Source organism: Corallococcus llansteffanensis, from assembly GCF_003612055.1.
Classification (GTDB): domain Bacteria; phylum Myxococcota; class Myxococcia; order Myxococcales; family Myxococcaceae; genus Corallococcus; species Corallococcus llansteffanensis.
The window spans coordinates 1-18,406 of the sequence record NZ_RAWB01000146.1; the positions used below are offsets into that span (position 1 = coordinate 1).

General features: G+C 67.4%; 16 protein-coding genes and 1 tRNA gene. 10 read left to right on the plus strand and 7 right to left on the minus strand.

Annotated elements, in window-relative coordinates:
- The first annotated feature begins 426 nt into the window (after window positions 1–426).
- Genes D7V93_RS15920 through D7V93_RS15935 form a run of 4 tightly spaced genes read left to right on the plus strand, consistent with a single transcriptional unit; the run spans window position 427 to window position 6,120 of the window.
- A complete protein-coding gene (locus tag D7V93_RS15920; RefSeq protein WP_120644243.1) occupies window positions 427–1,848 on the plus strand; it encodes a class I SAM-dependent DNA methyltransferase in 1,422 nt (473 codons plus the stop codon).
- On the plus strand, window positions 1,845–3,389 hold the full coding sequence (locus D7V93_RS15925) for a restriction endonuclease subunit S (RefSeq protein ID WP_120644229.1): 1,545 nt from the start codon (window positions 1,845–1,847) through the stop codon (window positions 3,387–3,389). The genes D7V93_RS15920 and D7V93_RS15925 overlap by 4 nt, the downstream gene beginning before the upstream one ends.
- Window positions 3,386–5,023, plus strand: coding sequence for a restriction system-associated AAA family ATPase (locus D7V93_RS15930; protein ID WP_120644230.1), 1,638 nt, complete (start codon window positions 3,386–3,388; stop codon window positions 5,021–5,023). Before D7V93_RS15925 ends, D7V93_RS15930 begins: the two co-directional genes overlap by 4 nt.
- Window positions 5,024–5,025: 2 nt before the next feature.
- Window positions 5,026–6,120 carry a hypothetical protein gene (locus D7V93_RS15935; protein WP_147451193.1) on the plus strand — a complete coding sequence of 365 codons (1,095 nt, stop codon included), beginning with the start codon at window positions 5,026–5,028 and terminating at the stop codon, window positions 6,118–6,120.
- A 1,040-nt stretch (window positions 6,121–7,160) separates the two neighbouring features.
- Here the strand turns inward: D7V93_RS15935 and D7V93_RS15945 are convergent.
- A tRNA-Asn gene (locus D7V93_RS15945) sits at window positions 7,161–7,233 on the minus strand.
- 138 nt (window positions 7,234–7,371) lie between these two features.
- Between D7V93_RS15945 and D7V93_RS15950 the strand changes: the two genes are divergently transcribed.
- The 6 genes from D7V93_RS15950 (at window position 7,372) to D7V93_RS15975 (ending at window position 13,705) form a co-directional block, all read left to right on the plus strand.
- Window positions 7,372–8,571 carry an RsmB/NOP family class I SAM-dependent RNA methyltransferase gene (locus D7V93_RS15950; protein ID WP_208723041.1) on the plus strand — a complete coding sequence of 400 codons (1,200 nt, stop codon included), beginning with the start codon at window positions 7,372–7,374 and terminating at the stop codon, window positions 8,569–8,571.
- Between the two features lie 126 nt (window positions 8,572–8,697).
- Entirely contained in the window at window positions 8,698–9,612 is a 915-nt protein-coding gene (locus D7V93_RS15955; RefSeq protein WP_120644233.1) for a S66 peptidase family protein, read from the plus strand.
- Entirely contained in the window at window positions 9,609–10,772 is a 1,164-nt protein-coding gene (locus D7V93_RS15960; protein WP_120644234.1) for a serine hydrolase domain-containing protein, read from the plus strand. The genes D7V93_RS15955 and D7V93_RS15960 overlap by 4 nt, the downstream gene beginning before the upstream one ends.
- A gap of 8 nt (window positions 10,773–10,780) precedes the next feature.
- Window positions 10,781–12,250, plus strand: a complete 1,470-nt coding sequence (gene mpl, locus D7V93_RS15965; protein ID WP_120644235.1) for a UDP-N-acetylmuramate:L-alanyl-gamma-D-glutamyl-meso-diaminopimelate ligase — start codon at window positions 10,781–10,783, stop codon at window positions 12,248–12,250.
- 4 nt (window positions 12,251–12,254) lie between these two features.
- Window positions 12,255–12,854 (plus strand): TlpA family protein disulfide reductase, encoded by a 600-nt coding sequence (locus tag D7V93_RS15970; protein WP_120644236.1) that lies wholly within the window; start codon window positions 12,255–12,257, stop codon window positions 12,852–12,854.
- A 26-nt stretch (window positions 12,855–12,880) separates the two neighbouring features.
- Window positions 12,881–13,705 carry an inositol monophosphatase family protein gene (locus tag D7V93_RS15975; RefSeq protein ID WP_120644237.1) on the plus strand — a complete coding sequence of 275 codons (825 nt, stop codon included), beginning with the start codon at window positions 12,881–12,883 and terminating at the stop codon, window positions 13,703–13,705.
- Here D7V93_RS15975 and D7V93_RS15980 read toward each other — a convergent pair.
- The 6 genes from D7V93_RS15980 to D7V93_RS16005 form a co-directional block, all read right to left on the minus strand.
- Entirely contained in the window at window positions 13,702–14,307 is a 606-nt protein-coding gene (locus tag D7V93_RS15980; RefSeq protein WP_120644238.1) for a polysaccharide biosynthesis/export family protein, read from the minus strand. The two genes, D7V93_RS15975 and D7V93_RS15980, sit on opposite strands and share 4 nt — an antisense overlap.
- 10 nt (window positions 14,308–14,317) lie before the next feature.
- Complete coding sequence (locus tag D7V93_RS15985) at window positions 14,318–15,577, minus strand: hypothetical protein (RefSeq protein WP_120644239.1); 1,260 nt, start codon at window positions 15,575–15,577, stop codon at window positions 14,318–14,320.
- A gap of 110 nt (window positions 15,578–15,687) precedes the next feature.
- Entirely contained in the window at window positions 15,688–16,242 is a 555-nt protein-coding gene (locus tag D7V93_RS15990) for a hypothetical protein (RefSeq protein WP_208723040.1), read from the minus strand.
- 81 nt (window positions 16,243–16,323) lie between these two features.
- The gene (locus D7V93_RS15995; protein WP_244237338.1) at window positions 16,324–16,794 is read right to left on the minus strand and encodes a cyclic nucleotide-binding domain-containing protein; all 471 of its coding nucleotides are present in this window, start codon (window positions 16,792–16,794) and stop codon (window positions 16,324–16,326) included.
- Between the two features lie 23 nt (window positions 16,795–16,817).
- Window positions 16,818–18,164, minus strand: a complete 1,347-nt coding sequence (locus tag D7V93_RS16000; RefSeq protein ID WP_120644241.1) for an AgmX/PglI C-terminal domain-containing protein — start codon at window positions 18,162–18,164, stop codon at window positions 16,818–16,820.
- A gap of 4 nt (window positions 18,165–18,168) precedes the next feature.
- The coding region (locus D7V93_RS16005; RefSeq protein WP_120644242.1) for a hypothetical protein at window positions 18,169–18,406 on the minus strand (238 nt) is incomplete at its 5' end.

Sequence of the window (18,406 nt, forward strand, 5' to 3'; positions counted from 1 at the left end):
AGCCGGCTTCCAGCGTTCCATGCGCCACCTCCGTGAGGTGGCGACCTATGCACGCGGTGACAGCCCGCGTCGATCGCTCGCGCAAGTATTCGACTTTCCTCGGGCGGAAACCTGATCGGCGCTCTAGGGGTAGGAGTGGGCGGGCTTCAAGGTCGCGCGGTGCCCTTCGTGATTCCACCCCCGCTTCGCGGGCACCGGTGTTAGACGGCCACGTACGAGCGTCGCTCACCTACATAGCGCGCGTTGGGACGCTCTCCATGACGCCGCGACCGAATTCTGGGTAGGCACAGCTTGATGCCGACCCCTGTCCCTGGGTCTTCTCAGCAACCTGCTGGCGGCCTCCTACATTCGGTGGTAGGTATCGCACCCAGCGAACCTGCGGTTTCTTGAGGCATGGTACTCTCGCCCTTTCACCGCCAACCGAGCATGGCCCATCTGAACGACATCGTGCAGAGGCTGTGGAGCTTCTGCCACATCCTCAGGGACGACGGGATTACGTACCACCAGTACGTCAATGAACTGAGCTACTTGCTCTTCCTGAAAATGGCGCAAGAAACGGGCAAGGAGGAGGATCTGCCTGTTGGGTTCCGGTGGGCCGACCTCAAGGGGCGGAGCGGCGCGGACCAATTTGACTTCTACCGCTCCCAGCTAGTGCGGCTCGGGACACAAGGCTCACGCCGCATTCGCAACATTTTCGCCAATCCGACGTCGCTCATCCGAAAGTCGGGGAACCTCAACGCGCTCGTCTCAAAGATTGATGAAATCGATTGGTACAGCGCCAAAAAGGAGGGACTTGGAGATCTGTACGAGGGCTTGCTGCAGAAAAATGCGAGCGAGAAGAAGAGCGGCGCCGGCCAGTACTTCACACCCAGGCCGCTCATTGAGAGCGTGGTTCAGCTCCTCCAGCCGCGCTCTGGTGAGACAATCCAGGACCCAGCAGCTGGGACTGGCGGGTTCCTCGTTGTTGCGAACGAGGCTTGGCTTCAGACGAAGAGTAAGGGCCGCCCGCCTCAGTTCTGTGGCGTTGAGCTAGTTCAGGATACCTACCGCCTTCTTCTCATGAATGTCACCCTGCATGGGATGCAGGGTGAATTCTTGAATGGGGATTCCTTGTCGGCCGAGTTTAAAGAGCAACTGGCTCCGGCCGACTTGATTCTTACCAACCCGCCCTTTGGGACCAAGCGAGGAGGCGGCCTACCCACTCGGCTCGACCTGCCCTATCCGACCGCCAACAAGCAGTTCGCATTCCTGCAGCACGTCTACCTGGGCCTCAAGCCGGGAGGCCGAGCTGCCGTCGTGCTCCCCGACAACGTGCTTTTCGAGGGCAACACAGGCAAGCAGATCCGCGCCGACTTGATGGACAAGTGCAACCTGCACACTCTCCTCCGGTTGCCGACTGGCATTTTCTACGCGCAGGGCGTGAAGACGAATGTGCTCTTCTTCACCCGCTGCGAGCAGGACAAGGGCAACACCAAGGAGGTCTGGGTCTACGACCTGCGGTCGAACATGCCGCAGTTCGGGAAGCGCACGCCGCTCACCCGCGACCACTTTGCAGGTTTTGAGGCGGCGTTCGGCAAAGATCCGCTGGGCAGCCCGAAGAGCCTCGCCAAACGCAAGGATACCGGCGAGGAGGGCCGCTTCCGCAAGTTCACGCGCGAGTGGATCGCCGAGCGCGGCGAGAGCCTCGACATCGCCTGGCTCAAAGACGAAAGCGACGGCGCGAGCGACGAGCTTCCCGAACCCGCGGTGCTGGCACGCGAGGCGATGACAGAGCTCGAGGTCGCTTTCGACGAGCTGCGCGGGATACTGGCCGAGCTTGGTGAAGACATTGAGGAGGTGGAAGCGTGAGCGAGCTTCCTCCTGGGTGGACCGAGGCGCCCCTTGAGGCGCTCGTCGATATTCTCGACTCCGCTCGCGTTCCGCTCAACGCGAGCGAGCGCGAGAAGCGCATCGAGGGAAAGCCCGCACATACGCTGTTCCCGTACTACGGGGCGACCGGCCAAGTTGGGGAGATCGACGATTTCCTTTTCGATGAGCCATTGATCTTGCTCGGCGAGGATGGAGTTCCGTTCTTCGATCGCCTTCGCCACAAGGCCTATCTCGTGCTGGGCAAGTGCTGGGTCAACAACCACGCCCACGTTCTTCGCGCGATCGAGGCCGTTGCCGATCGCCGATACCTCGTGGGGTACCTCAACGTCTTCGACTACAACGGCTTTGTTACTGGCTCGACGCGGCTGAAGCTGACGCAAGCTGCAATGCGATCGATTCCAGTCGCGGTAGCTCCACTTCCCGAGCAGAAGCGCATCGCCGACAATCTCGACGCGTTGCTCGCGCGCGTGGACGCTTGTCGGGAGCGTCTTGACCGCGTCCCCAGCATTCTCAAACGCTTCCGCCAGTCCGTCCTCGCCGCTGCAACCAGCGGCGAGCTGACGCGCGAGTGGCGGGACGAGCGCGGGGTCGATGGCGATTGGCCGGTCATAGACCTCGAGAGCGTGGCTGCCGACTTCTCATATGGATCCGCGGCGAAGTCGGCGAAGGTCGGCAAGGTGCCCGTGCTGCGCATGGGCAATATCCAGGATGGGGTGCTCGATTGGGGAGATCTTGTCTTCACTTCTGATGCAGTGGAGATCGCCAAGTACAGACTTTCCGACGGCGACGTCCTGTTTAATCGGACCAACAGTCCGGAGCTTGTTGGCAAGACTGCTGTCTTCCGTGGCACGCGGGACGCGATATATGCCGGATATCTGATCCGCGTTCGGTGCAGTGATCGTCTGCTCCCAGATTACCTGAGCTACTGTCTCGGTAGCCCCGCAGGTCGCGAATACTGCTGGCAGGTTAAATCAGATGGCGTCAGTCAGTCCAACATCAACTCGAGCAAGCTAGCCGCGTTCACGTTTGGCCTGCCTAGTGTCGAAGAGCAACAGGAGATCGTCCGGCGTGTTGAGGAGTTGCTTGCGCTGAACGTGACGCTTGGAGCCAAGAGTCGGCGTGCGGGAGGACTGGTAGAGCGTCTCACTCCGTCGGTTCTGACCAAGGCCTTCCGCGGCGAACTCGTACCACAGGACCCGAATGACGAGCCCGCGTCTGAGCTCATGGCGAACCTGAAGACCAAGCAATTCAACGCCGCAGCCGAGCCGCCACGCAGGCGTCCCAAGATACCGGGGAAGGCACCGACCATGAGCAATAACGACAAGGACGCTATCAAGGCCGCGATTCTGAAACTGAAGAACGATCGCTTCTCCTTTGACGAGCTGCGGGCACAGGTGTCAGCGGATTACGAGTCCCTGAAGGCCGCGGTCTTCGATGTGTTGGAAGAGCCAAGCCCCGTCGTCCGTCAGGTCTTCGATAAGAAGGCAAAGGCGATGCAGTTCGTGCGAGTGGGGCCGTGAAGCTTACGCGTGTTCACATCATCAAGGCGGCGACCTGCGGCGGGCTGCTAGATGGGTTCGACGTCGGCTTGAGAGGAACGCCGAGCGGTCCCGAGCAGTTCGATCCGCTCTGTCTGGTAGGGCCCAATGGCGCCGGCAAGTCGCAGTTCCTTCAGGTGATCGCCGAGGCGTTTCAAACAGTCTTCCACGCATGCGTCGAGGACGAGGAGCGCGCGAAGGGTAACGAGGACCTTCAGTTCGAGATCGAGTACATCATCCGCCCTGCGCTCGCTCGCCAGCCTCTGCTCGTTCGCCTATCGCGCCGCAGCGAGGGCAATAGGCGTCCGGCACTCAGGGTCGAGCGCAAGGATGGGCTTGAGTGGGTTGAATGCCCGGTGGACAAGCCTGCGACCCGCGATCTCCTACCGTCGCGGATTATCGGCTACACGTCCGGCGACAATGAGACCCTGAGCCTGCCGTTCCTCGTCAGCCGCAGCGGGTATGCGGACGCTGTCGGCAAGCAGGCTTTGAACCGGGAGCCCAGCGCGAAAGCGAAGCCCATCCCAGACACCCGCCTCATGCTGGTGGACTACGGCACCCATCTCGAGGTGCTCGTCGCTAACCTCATTCTTGGGTCCGCGGAGGAACGAGAGGCGCTGCTTCGCGACGCTCGGCTCAGGGAGCTTCACTCCTTTAGATGCGTGATTCAGCTGGCACACCGCGCCGTCCCGAAGCTCTCGGCGCGTGAGACGTCGACCCGGAAACGTAAGGGCGTGCAACTTACTGACGAACTCGAGCGCTACATTGACCAACTTAGGCGGTGTTCGACCTGTCACTCCTACGACGAGAAGTCGGAGACCTACGTCTTTGACTTCCTGGTCACTGACGAAACCCGGGCTGCCTTTCGCTGCTTCTGGGCGACCACGATCGAGTTGTACTCGGCTATTCACAAGCTCGCGATGTTGAACGACCTCGCGATTCCCAAGGTGACCCGCGAGCGCTTGCGTCGCGACATCAAGACGAGGCGCTTCGCGTCGCGGCTGCCTGAGCCGCAGGATGAAGACCGAGTCTTCCGCTTCGAACAGGTTCGCTTCATGCCCAAAGCCGGTAAGGGCGTCGTCGACTACGTTTCGCTGTCGGATGGCGAGCACCAGCTCGCGCAGATTCTCGGAACGATGTGCATGGCGTCCTTCGCCAACGTGCTGTTCCTGCTGGACGAGCCGGAGTCGCACTTCAACCCGCAGTGGCGGGTCAAGTTCATCTCTCGGCTGATGGACCTGCCTACCGCGAGCGGCAAGCGCGGCGAGGCAGGCGGGGCAGCCGCCCAGCAGGACTGCTTGCTGACGACCCACTCGCCCTTTGTACCTTCGGACATGGCGCGCGAAAAGGTGCTCATCTTCAAGAAGACTGAGGCCGCAGTGGAGGCGCGACGGCCCAATGTTGAGACGTTCGGGACGACCTTCGACACCATTTTGGAGGAGTGCTTCGACATTCGCCCGCCAATGTCGGAGGTGCCGCGACGAGAGATCAAGGAACTCATGGAAAGCCAGGACCGTGATGCAATCGAGGCTGGCATTGCGAGACTAGGCGACTCGGTCGAGAAGGTTTTCTTGATGGACCACCTTCGCCAGCTCTCGAAGCAAGGGGGCGCTTAGTCGTGCTCTTCGGCTATCCCCTCTCGGCGACGCAGAACAACTGGCTGCATGATTGTTTGGTCGAGACGGTAAAGAAAATTCATGCCGCAGTGGACGCCAAGAAGCGGTATCCGGCATGGCCAAAGATCGTTCCCAGCAAACACCAAGGAACGCTGACGTCGCGAATTGGTCTGCGCGACCGATTGAAGGCATACAACACGGCAATACGGAAGCTCTCGAAGGGTGACAGAGACGCTGTTCTAGCGGCCGTAGAAGCGCAAAATCGCATCGGCGACCTTCTCTCAGGAACATGCAACTGCACGCCCCTTGACGGTCTGCCCCAATATGTGCGCGAGCCGGTCAAGGATCTCTTCGGTTTCGCGTTCGACCTGCTCACCGATCTAAAGGTTCGAGACCAGCAGTATTCGGCCATCTACGCCGCCACCGCCGAACACGTTTGCCCCTTCTGCGGGACGGAGTACTTCGACGCTCCAGGGGCTCCTCGCGAAGCGCTGGACCACTACCTTACGAAGAGTCGCTATCCGTTCGCCGCCGCTAACCTGCGGAACCTCGTTCCGATGGGGCACAAGTGCAACTCGAGCTACAAGCTCACGAGCGACCTGCTCTATTGTGCGGACGGCCTTACCCGTCGCGTTGCGATTGACCCGTACAGCCACACGACGATTAGTGTCGTGCTGGACGACAGCGATCCGTTCGATGGCACGACGGCGCACACGCCCAAGTGGGCGATCAAGTTCATTCCTGACTCTCCGGCCTTACAGACGTGGGACGATGTGTTCTCGATCCGTGAGCGTTACCGTCAGAGCCACCTTGACCGAGACTTTGCGAGCTGGCTCAAGGGCTTCCAGAGATGGGCGCGAACCGCGAAGCTGCAGGCCGACACTGATGACAAGCTTGTAGATGCACTGCGGCAGTACGAGGAGTATTTTGGCGCGAGCGGCATGCAAGATCGAGCTTTCCTCAAGGCTGCCGTGTTCCGAATGCTTCGTCGCCACTGCGAACTAGGTAATCAGCGCCTGAAGGATGAACTCCGAGATCTGGTTGCCCCGCTCGTGAAAACAGGCGGTACCCCTTCGGCTGTTGAGGTTGCGGCATGACCACGTTGCTCGCCACCCGCCAGTTGAGCTTGGCCCAGTTCCGTGGCTCTCCCGCACTTCGTGTGGTTCCCCTCTGGGGAGTAGGCAGACGCGGCAAGCTGCCAGCGGGACGAATACACCCTGGGAATGGAAACGCTGTACCTACTTCCTGGGTGTCGGGTGGACCGGGTGGCCCACGGTAGCGCGGTGGGTGTCATCCTCGGGGTGCGCATGGAGGGCACGGGAGCACGATGTCCCTCCTGCCAGGCGCCCAGTACCGCAGTGCATGGTAGCTACGTCCGACGCCCGGCGGACCTGCCGCCGCAGGGCGCGTCGTGCAACTCGAGCTGCGTGTGCGACGCTTCTGCTGCCGAAACCCGGAATGCTCCCGCCGCACGACGTGCATCATGGCCTAGCTGCCGAGCGCATCGCGACCCGAGCCGCCGTGCTTGCCGCCGCCTACGCCGCTCACCCCGAGCGCCTCCCACGCGGCCCTCCCAAGCCTCAGGCGCTGCCGAACGCCGTATGGATCAACGACCCCGCGCGGCTCTCCACGTCTCAGCAGAGCGCGCAGTAATCTCACGAATTCTCTGTCTCATCCGCGTTGACAGGTTCCGCAGTCTGAGGGCTGTCTCTGAGAGTCTGCGCCGCGACGAAATCGTGTGTACCCAGTAAAGCGCAGTCGCTTCTTCGCGCTCTCGGTTAACAGGTCGCGAAAACCTTAGCTCTGAAACAGAGAAGCGGCGTAACCCTGGAAGGTACGACCTCGAAAGCCCTGGATTGTCAGAATCGGTTGCCCATGGTGGTTAACAAAACTGTTAACCACTCTCGGCCTCTCTCTCTCCCCAAAACGGGTGAAAGGGCGCTCCAGAGAGCCCAATCGGCGGCGGAGGAGAGGGGGATCTCGCTCTGCGGGGTGGAGAGCCGAGAGGGCCCTCTTCAGCACCGCGAGCCAGAATCCCTTGGGATTCAGCGGCTTAAGCACGAAGGCCCCGCGATATTCATCGCGAGGCCCGTGTAAAACAAAAGGGCCCTACCGGCTGGTAGGACCCTTCGTTCAGCTCCCCGACGTGGACTCGAACCACGGACATGGTGATTAACAGTCACCCGCTCTACCAGCTGAGCTATCGGGGAATATGTCCCGTCGCGGCGGCGCTCTGCCGTGACGGACGCGATTTCTAGAGAACCGAGCCTGCCCTGTCAACTGTCCCGTTCAATCCGCTCTTCCGCCTCGCCGCCCAACCCTGGTCGGCGCTCGCCGGTCTTGGCCCCATCGTCTCGGACGCGCTTGCCCGGACCCTCTCGGGGGATCCCGCCGAGCGCGTCCTCGACCGGACCCTGCGAGCCCACCGCGATTTGTCCCGCGAGGGGCGCCAAGCGCTGAAGGAGGCCGTCTTCAACGTGGGCCTCTGGCGCCGCCGCTTGGCGTTCCTCCTGGGGTCGGAGGACGCGGCCCCTGCCCAGCTCCTCTTCGCGCTCCTGCACGGCCTGGCCGGCGTTCCTGCTCCGGAGGCCGCTGCCTGGGCCGGTTTGGATTCCCCCTTGCCACTGAACACCGGGGAGCCCCCTTCGCTGGCGCTCCGGGCCTCGCTGCCGGACTGGCTCGCGGACCACTTCCTCCGGGAACTCGGGCCCGAAGCCGAGGACTTCTGCGCCCACCTCAACGTCCCCGGCCCCATCACCCTCCGGGTGAACCCGGCCCGCCTGTCCCGGGAGGCCCTGGCCGCTCGCCTTGCCTCCGAGGGCGTCGCGACCCGTCCCGGCACCTGGAGCCCCCTGGCGCTCCACGTCGACGGACCTCGGCCGAACCTCTACGCCCTGGAGTCCCTGCGCGAGGGCCTGTTCGAGGTCCAGGACGAGGGCAGCCAGCTCCTGGGGCTCCTCGTGGAGGCCCGACCCGGGGAGACGGTGCTGGACCTGTGTGCCGGGGCAGGGGGCAAGACGCTCCAGTTGGGCGCCGCCATGGGGGACAAGGGTCGCCTGATGGCCTACGACCCGGATGCGGAGCGGCTGGACCGGCTCCAGCAGCGCTCCTCGCGCGCCGGCCTCACCCGCGTCCAGGTGCTCCGGACGCTTCCCTCGCCGGGCCTGGGGGCTGACCGCGTCCTCGCGGACGTTCCCTGTTCCGAGCTCGGGTCGCTCCGCCGGGGACCGGACCTTCGCTTCCGGCTCACCCCGGACGTGCTCTCCCGGTTCACCGCCATCCAGCGCGACCTCCTGGCCCGGGCCGGAGACGTCGTGCGCCCGGGCGGCCGGGTCGTCTACGCGACCTGCACCGTCAACCACGCGGAGAACCAGGACGTCGTCGCGGACTTCCTCCGCTCCCGGCCGGACTTCCACTCCGTCCGCCCGGGCGCCGGGTGGCTTCCGGACACCTGTGTCCAGGACGGCTTCCTCCTCGTCACGCCACACCGTCACGGCACGGATGGCTTCTTCGCCGCCGTGCTCGAACGCTCGGAGTCGGCGGGGTAGGGCGGTGCACCCTTTGGGAAGCAGCCAACCGAGCCCTCCACAGGGCCGCGTTCCTCCGTCCAGCGGTACTCAACGCTTCGGCGCGGGCCCACCCTGAATCACCGTGTGGCCTCCGGCCCCGGTGCTATGAAGCGCTGCGTGCGCTGGCTCAAGCCCCTTCCGCTCCGCCCCCGTGACACGGTGCATGTCGTCGCTCCCGCGGGCCCCTTTGAACAGGCCCCCTTCGAGGCCGGCCTCCGGCTCCTCTCCGAGCGCTACACGACAGTGCTCCGGCCCGACATCAGCGCCTCGCACCGCTACCTCGCCGGTGACGACGCTCGCCGCCAGGAGGAGCTGTCGCACGCGTTCCTCGACCGCTCCTCCCGCGCCATCTTCTGCGCCCGGGGCGGCTACGGCAGCTCGCGGCTCCTCCCCGAGCTGCCGCTCGACAAGGCCGGGCCCGTGGCCTTCACCGGCTTCTCCGACCTGACGTCCGTCCACTGCGCGCTCCAGGCGCTCGGCCGCGTCTCCCTTCACGCGCCCGTCCTCACGCAGCTCGGCCGGCAGTCGTCCCAGGTCCACGACTACTTCTTCCGCCTCCTCGAATCCCCGGAGGCCCCCCCGCCCCTCAATGGCAACGCCACCTACGTGCCCGGCACCGCCGAGGGCGTCCTCGTGGGCGGCAACCTGTCCGTGTTCTCCCGGCTCCTGGGCACGCCGTACATGCCGCAGCTCGACGGCGCCGTGCTCCTCCTGGAGGACGTCACCGAGCGCCCCTACCGCATCGACCGCATGTGGACCCACCTGCGCCTCGCCGGCGTCTTCGCCCGCGTGCGCGGCATCGTCCTGGGCGACTTCACCGCGTGCGAGGAGAAGGACGCCACCTACTCCAGCGCGGACGTGCTGCGCGAGCTGGCCCGGGACGCGAAGCTGCCTTGCGCCGCGGGCTTCCCCATCGGCCATGGCGCCATCAACTACCCCGTGGCGCTCGGGACGCGCGTGCGCCTGGACGCCGACGCCGCGCGCCTCACCTTCCTCGAAGGCGCGGTGAGCCCGGGATGAGCGCCCACCCCATCGCCAACCTCCAGGCGGTGCTCGATGACGGCGTGGAGCTGGGCATCTTCCCCGCCGCCCAGGCCGTGGTGCTCCACAAGGGCATGCAGGTGTTTGGCGGCGTCGCGGGCAAGGCCACCGGCGACACGCGCTTCGACCTCGCGTCCCTCACCAAGGTCGTCTCCACCACCGCGCTCTTCCTGCGCCTGTGGACCGAAGGGAAGGTGGGCCCGGACACGCTCGTGTCCCGCTACTTCCCCGGCTCGCCCGTGGGCGATGCGAACGTCACCGTCGCGGACCTGCTCTACCACCGCTCCGGCCTGCCCCCCTTCGTCCCGTTCTTCGCCGACGTCCTCAAGGCCCGGCCGGAGCTGCTCGACGCGGGCTGCCCCGTGAGCGTGCGCGCCCTGGCCCGCGAGGACGTGCTGCGCGCCGCCGCCGCCACGCCGCTCGAAGCCCCCGTGCGCACGAAGTCCGCGTACAGCGACGTGGGCTTCATCCTCCTGGGCGAGCTGCTCTCGCGCGCCGCAGGCGCCCCCCTGGACACGCTCTACTCACGCCACGTCGCCGAACCGCTGGGCCTCTCCGCCCGCTTCCACCGCCTCACCGACTTCCCTGTGGACGGCACCACCGCGCCCACCGGCGCCATGCGCCCCCGCGAACCCGCGCCCGGCCAGGAGTCGCTGTGGAGGGACGTGCCCTCGCGCCCGTCCCGCCCCGGCGAGGTGGACGACGACAACGCCTGGGTGCTGGACGGCGTCGCGGGCCACGCGGGCCTCTTCGGCACCGCCGTGGACGTGGCGCGCTTCGGTCAGGCCGTGCTCGAAGGCTGCGCGGGCACGCACGCGGCCATTGCCCCCGCGCCCCTGTGGCACCGGCTGCTCGCCACCGACCTGCTCGTGGCGGGCAGCACGCGCTCCATGGGCTTCGACTCGCCGTCGAAGGGGTACTCCAGCGCGGGCCGCTTCATCGGCGACACGCCTCCGGGCGCGGTGGGACACCTGGGCTTCACCGGCACCAGCCTCTGGGTGGACCTGCGGCGCTCGCTCGTCGTCGCGCTCATCACCAACCGCGTGGCCCAGGGCCGTCAGGACCTGCGCATCCGCGACTTCCGCCCCGCCTTCCACGAACTGGTCGTGGAGGCGCTCGACCTCAACAAAGCCCCCTAAGGGACAGCATGGCTGACGACAACGGCAACGTCCTCGACACCCTCGACCCGAAGTCCGTGCGCCGCATCCACCTGGTGGGCGTGGCCGGCACCGGCATGGGCTCCTTCGCCGGCATGCTCAAGGCCGCCGGCTACGACGTCACCGGCAGCGACGAGAACGTCTACCCGCCCATGAGCGACATGCTCAAGGCGTGGGACATCCCCGTGCGCACCCCGTACGCGCCCGCCAACCTGGACGCCGCGAAACCGGACCTCGTCATCATCGGCAACGTCATCCGCCGCGTGAACCCGGAGGCCACCGCCGTGCGCGAGCGCGGCCTGAAGCAGATGAGCTTCCCCGCCGCCCTGGGCACGCTCTTCCTGGACCACGCGCACTCCGTCGTCGTCGCCGGCACCCACGGCAAGACGACGACGTCCTCGCTCATGGCCCACGTGCTGGTGTCGGCCGGGAAGGATCCGTCGTTCCTCGTGGGCGGCGTCACCCAGAACTACGCGGGCAACTACCGCGTGGGGAAGGGGCCGCACTTCGTCGTCGAAGGCGACGAGTACGACACCGCGTACTGGGACAAGGGCTCCAAGTTCCTCCACTACCGCCCGCGCACCGCCATCGTCACGAGCGTGGAGTTCGACCACGCGGACATCTTCCGCGACCTGCCCCACTACGAGGCCACGTTCGAGATGTTCGTGCGCCTGGTGCCGAAGGACGGCCAGCTCGTCGTCTGCGCCGCGTACCCCAACGCCGTGCGCATCGCGAAGGGCGGCACCGCGCCGGTCATCACCTACGTGGCGAAGGAGGGCGCGGACGCGGACTTCACGCCGAAGAGCATCTCCTTCGGCCCGGACGGCGCCCGCTTCGACGTGGTGGAGCGCGGCCAGGCGCTGGGCACCATCACGCTGCCCATGTCCGGCGCGCACAACGTGGAGAACGCGCTGGCCGTCATCGCCGCCGCGCGCGGGCTGGGCCTGACGTTCGCTGAAATCCAGCAGGGCCTGTCCACCTTCCAGGGCGTGAAGCGCCGACAGGAGGTGCGCGGGGACGTGGGCGGCGTGCTCGTGGTGGACGACTTCGCGCACCACCCCACCGCCGTGCGGGAGACCATCGCCGCCATCCACCACCGCTACCCGGACCGGCGGCTGTGGGCCATCTTCGAGCCGCGCTCCAACACCAGCCGCCGCAACATCCACCAGGAGGACTACGCGCACGCCTTCCCCGGCGCCACCCGCGCGAGCCTCAAGGTGCCCGAGCGCCACGACAAGGTGCCCGAGGGCGAGGAGCTCAATGTCCCGAAGCTCATCGACGCGCTGAAGGCCCAGGGCATCGCCGCGGACGGCGCCACCGACGTGCAGACGCTGGTCGACCGCGTGTCCTCCGAGGCGAAGCCCGGGGACGTGCTTCTCGTCATGAGCAACGGCTCCTTCGGGGGCTTCATCGACAAGCTGCTCACCGCGCTGAAGGCCCGCGCGGGAAAGGGGACCTGAGGCCATGCGCCGTCCGCTCTTCACGCCGCTGAGGCTCCTGGCACTCCTGGGGCTCGCCGCCGGCTGTGCCGCGTCGCCGGCCCCGCTGCCGCCGCTCACCGAAGCGCAGGGCGCAAGCCCCCGCTCCAGCAGCGCGGCCCTGGAGTCGTCGGAGCGCCGGTCGTCCCAGCCGCTGTCCTTCCAGGTGACGCACTACCCGGACAACCGCCCCTACGACTTGAAGAGCGACCGCGGCCAGGTCGTCCTCCTGGACGTGTGGGCCACGTGGTGCGAGCCCTGCAAGGACGCGCTGCCCATGTACGCGCAGTTGCAGCGCGAGTACGGCAAGCGCGGCTTCAAGGCCTACGCCCTCAACGTGGACGAGGACGTGCGCGCCATCCCGCCCTTCCTGGAGGAGGCGAAGGTGGAGGTGCCCATCCTCCTGGACGCCAACGCGCTGGTGTCCGAGCGCCTGCTGAAGGTCCGGCTGATGCCCACCACCTTCCTGATTGATAGGCGCGGTGTCGTGCGGCACGTGCACGAGGGCTTCGCCGAGGAGTTCCTCCAGCAGTTCCAGACGGAGATCGAAGCGCTGCTCGCCGAGCCCGCGGAGCCCGCGTCCTGACCTTGAGTCCCCCGGGAGATGCACCCATGGTTGATGCTTCCGACACGCCCGCCGCGCTGAGACGCACGGCGGAGGAGGGCGCCCGGATGGCCGGCCGCCTCCTCCGGGAGCGCTTCCCCAAGCACCGCACCATCGAGTTCAAGGGCGGCATCGACCTGGTCACCGACGCGGACCGGGCCTCCGAGGCCGCGCTGCTGGACTTCCTGCGCCAGCGCCACCCGCACCACGCCATCCTCGCGGAGGAGAGCGGCGCGTGGCAGGGCACCGACACGTTGCGCTGGCTGGTGGATCCGCTGGACGGCACCACCAACTACTCCCACCAGGTGCCGCACTTCTGCGTCAGCGTGGCGGTGGAGGGGCCGCAAGGCACGCTCGCGGGCGCCGTCTACGACCCGATGCGGGACGAGCTCTTCTCCGCCGCGAAGGGGGAGGGCGCCACCCTCAACGGCCTGCCGCTGAAGGCCAGCACCGCGGACACGCTGGAGCGCGCCCTGTTGTGCACGGGCTTCCCCTACGACGTGCGCGAGCGGCCGGACCTGCCCGTCGGCCTCTTCACCCAGCTCATCCTCCTGGCGCAGGGCATGCGTCGCACCGGCAGCGCCGCGCTGGACCTGGCGTACGTCGCGGCGGGTCGCTTCGACGGCTACTTCGAGTTCGGCCTCAAGCCCTGGGACATCGCCGCGGGCGGCCTGCTGGTGGCGGAGGCTGGCGGCGTCATCGTGCACATCGACGGGAAGCCCTTCGACGTGCTCAAGGGCGACGTGCTCGCGAGCGGCGCGGCGCTGGCGCCGGCGCTGCTGGCCCAGGCGAAGCGCTTCCTCGCCGAGCTGCACTGGACGTCGCGCGACTAGAAGAAGCTCTCCGGCACGAAGACGATGTCGCCCGCCTGGAGCAGGAAGTTGCGCTCGCGGCCCACGCCGATGTCCTCCACGGGCACGCGGATCTTCCGCTCCTGGCCGTCCACCACGCGCGTGACGAGCGTGTTGTTCTTCGCCGCGAGCTTGGTGAAGCCGCCCGCGAGGGTAATCGCCTGGATGATGGACATCTCGCCGTCCACCGGGAACGTGCCGGGCTTCTGCACCTCCCCGAAGACGAAGATCTTCTGCGAGTTGTACTCCCGCACCAGCACCGACACCTGGGGCCGGCGCAGGTAGCGCGACAGGCATTCGCCCAGCACGTCCGCCGCGGAGCTGGCGGTGCGGCCCGACAGCGGCACCTTGCCGCACAGCGGATAGTCGATGGTGCCTTCGGGCGACACGCGCCAGGTGCCGGAGTGCTCGGGCTCCTGGAAGACGCGCACCTCCACCACGTCGCCGGGGCCCAGGCTGCCGCTGGACGTCTTCGCGCGCTCCGCGCTGGAGGCCGGCGTGGGAGGCGGCGCGGGCGGGCGCGTGTCCGCGTGACACGCGACGAGGAGCGCGAGGAGTCCCGGGAGCAGGCGCGGGGAAGGCATGCGCACGGCCTCAGTACGTGACGGACACCCGCGCATAGCCTTCGTGGCGGGTGTAGTTGAGGCCACTGGCGGCCAGGGAGGAGGACCGGGTGCTCAGCGTGTAGCCCACCGCGCCCAGCAGCCACGGGCGGAACTGGTACTCCGGGCCCACGTCCAGCGACACCAGCGTGTCGCTGCGCGTGCCCGCGAACGAGAGGAAGTCCACCGCGCCCGCCGCGTGCAGCGCCAGCTGCGAGCCCATCAGCGACCGGGCCTCCGCGTAGATGCGGTCGTCGCGGAAGGTGCCGTAGGCAGCCACGGGCTCGAAGGCGCGCAGGTAGCCGCCCTTCACGGTGAGCGACGGGCCCCACAGGTACGTGCCCTCCGCCTGCGCCACCACGGTGCCGCCCCCGCCTTCACCCAGGTTCTGGCTCCAGCCCGCCTTCGCCGTCAGCGTGATGCGCGGCGACACGAGCCCCGCGACGCCCGCCATCGCGTGCAGCAGGAGCGCGGACGGCGTCGTGGTGTCGTTGAAGTAGCCGCGGTAGGTGAGCCCCGTGTCCGCCACCACGGCCGTCTTCGGCAGGAAGCGCCAGCGGCCCTCCACGCCCAGCCGCAGGTTGCCGTAGTTGAACTGGCTGGCGGCGAGCGGATCACACTCGGCGGTGGTGCAGCCCACGGGGGCCTGGCCGCCCAGGGGCTCGAAGAACTCCATCGCGTACGCCATCGCGGGCGTCAGCTCCAGCGCGCCGCCGCCGGGCTTCCACTGCGCCCGCACGCGCGCCTCGTTGAAGAGGCTCAAGATGCCCGCGCCCAGCGCCACCGTGCGCGTGCGGTCCGAGCGCGTGAGCTGGTCGCCGACCTCCACGGACAGCGTGCCCTCCGGGTCGAAGCGCAGCGCCAGGTCCGCGGCGCCTTCCAGGTGCGACGCCGCGCCGGAGCCCGCCGTGATGAGACCCGTGTAGACGACGTAGTCCAGGTTTCCGCGCAAGGAGAGCGCCAGCTTCTGCGACGGCACGTCCAGCATCAGCCCGGGGCGCACGTGCAGCGCCAGCTCCCCGGACAGGTCCGGCGACAGCGGGCCGGTGCCCTGCTCGCGGAAGTAGCCCACGCCGCTGTCCAGCCGCGTCTCCAGGTCCAGCGTCGGGTGCAGCCGCCCGTTGCCCACCTTGAGGCCGTTGCCGCCCGGGGGGCGTCCGCCCATGCCGACCTGGGCCGACGCGGTCAGCGGTAGCAGCACCGCGAGCGCCAGGGCCGTGAGGGCCAGACGGAATGTCCCAAGCTGCGTCATGGTGTCAGAGGCGATCCGGAAGGGGAGGCGGTCGGCATAGCACGCGGGTCTACCCACCGGAACAATCCGTCATCGGGTCGTGGCGCGATGCGTGAAGAAGGGCCGGACACTCAGTCGATGGGGCTCGCGGCCGGGGGCCGCACCATGAGGTCCGGCGGCGGCGCGGGCCGCGTGGGGTCCCCGCCGGGCAGGTTGTCCGGCTCCTCGACCTCCACGAAGAGGTTCTCGTCGGTGCGGAAGGCGAGCTGGCCGATGCACTCCTCGGCCTCCGAGCGCAGCTGGCCCACCTTCTGCTGGGCGATCATCACCTTGGTGTACTCGTGCTCGCCGGGGGCCGCCTCCTGCTTGCTGATGGCCTCCTGCAGCGACACGTCCGCCTGCTCGGAGATGCGCAGGAGGCCCTTGATCTGCGTGAGCTTCTCGTTGGCGCAGTTGAGCTTCACCACGTCCTTCGTGCGCCGCGCCTCCTCCACCTTCTCCAGCACCTGACGCAGCGCTTCGCGCATGCCGCCCAGCGCCTGCGTGCTGCGCTCCAGCTTCTGGCTGTCCGGCACGTCCCCGGCCTTGTCCAGCGCGGGGGGAGGGGGGCGGACCGGCGACGCGGGCGCTTGCGCGAACGCCATCCCGGTGGTCATCACCACGACGAGCATTCCCAGGGTGCGCATGTGCCTCACGAGTCCTTCCAACCCCTTCATTCGCAGATTTCGAGCGTAGGAGCGGGGGGGTGGGGTGTCAACGCAATGCCCTCAGTCCGGGGGCGCGAGGCGGGCGTTCGCTTCCCGGAGCCGCTCGGAGAGGCTGCGCGCGATGTTCACGACGATGAAGGTGAAGCCTTCCGCGTGAGCAAGTCGGAAGGTGCGTAAATCCTGTGCGGTGAGCTGGAGCAGCTCCACCTCGCCCAGGGCGCGCACGGTGGCGGAGCGGTGGTCCTTGTCGATGAGGCCCATCTCCCCGAAGAACTCCGGCGGCCCCAGCACGGTGAGGGGCTTCACGGCGTGGTCCGGCCCCCGGCGAACCACCTCCACCTGGCCACGCACGATGACGAAGAGGCTGTCGCCCAGGTCGCCCTCCTCGAACACCACCTCGCCGTGCGCGTACCGGTACAGCCGCGCCAGCTCCGCCAGCCGCGCCAGCTCCGCGGGGGCGAGCATCTCGAAGAGGGGGGATGTGGCGATGACGGCCAGCTTCTCCATGTGCTCCCCGCGGGTCCGGCGCATCCGGGGTGTCCGGACAATCGAGCCTAATCTCCTGGCGAGAAGATGAACGGGTACGAGACGGGGACGTCGTCACTCGGTTGGAAAGGGAACTTCCAGCCGCGGATGGTGGTGATGATGCAACTGCTGACACCCTCGGAGCGCAGGGTGCTTTCGTCCACCTCGATGTTGCCGGCGCGACCGTCCGGCTTGAGGTTGAAGCGGACCATCACCCTGCCCTTGAGGGTGGGGTCGCGCTTGAGCTCCTTCTCGTAGCAGCGCTGGATGGACGCCTTCATGCGCTGGATGAAGCGCGCCAGGTCCTTGGGGCTGACCTCGGAGCTGTCCACTTCCGGCACCGCGTCCGCCACCTGGGGCACCTTGACGGTCTGCTTGCGGCCGGTGTCCACGGCGCCCACGCCGGTGGTGCCCTTCACGTCGATGCCCGCGGCCTTGCCGCCGGTGTCGCCCTGGATGGCGCCAAGCCCGTTACCGCCCGCGCCCACCGCGAGCGCGCCGCCGCCGGCCTTCGCGCCCTGGAGCGCGTCCGCCACGTTGGCGCTGCCCACGCCATCGTTGAGCAGGTTCTCGATGACGCCGCCGCCGCCGCTGGCGCCCAGCACCTTGAGGATGCCGGTGTTGGCCACGCTGGCCACGATCTGCTTGTGGCGCTCCTCGGCACTGACCGCGGTGGCGGGCGTCGTGGACGCGGTGGCGGGCTTCTTCTCCGTGGGCTTCTTCTCCTCCGGCTTCGCCTCCGGGGTGGAGCCGGTGTCCTTGGGCTCCTCCTTCGCGGGCGGCTGGGGCGGGATGATGGCGCGCACGAAGCGGTCCTCCAGCTGGTCGAGCGCCACCTCCGCCTCCACCGGCGTGGGCCGGGAGGCGATGAGCGCGACGCTGCCCACGTAGAGCACGAGCATCGTCGCGAGGATGCCGAAGAAGAGCCGGTCCATGGTGCGCCACGCGCTGCCCTTCAGCTCCGGGGGCAGCGCGGGCTTCGCGTCCGCCGGGGGGGCGGGGACAAAGTGGAAGAAGAGGGTGGCGTCGGTGAGCTCCACCTTGCCGCGGGCGCTCTCCTGCAGGGGCAGGTCGAAGGTGGCGTCCGCGCGGCGGGTGGCGAGCCCCTGCGAGCGCAGCGCGTCGAAGTCCACGTCGGACGAGCCCAGGTTGACGCGGCCCTGCATGTGCTCGTCGATGATGAGGTGGAACTGGTTGGCGCGGTTCTCCAGCACCTTGAAGCGCCCGGGGCGCTCCAGCGTGGCGGGCAGGACGATGGTGTTCCGGGCGTCATCGCCGATGGTGACGGAGTCGTGGAGGAGGTGGTGCTCCTCGACGATGCGGCCGTCCTGGATGACGCCGACGCGCAGCAACTTGGGGCTGGTCTGGAGGGCCATGGCGCTAGAAGGGGTCCTGATCCACGCTCTGGACCACCTTGGGCACGAAGCTCTCGGTGCGGTTCAGGTCGTCGAAGCTCGGCTTGGAGCGGTCGAGAAAATAGAAGGCTTCCGGCTTCTGGATGCGGCCCTCGACGGTGATGGCCTCCAGGTGGATGGCCCTGGGCGCCTTCTTCGTCGCGGGCGGCGGGGCCTCCGCCGTCTTCTTCGCGGACGCGGGCGCGGGGTCCTCCGCCCAGGAC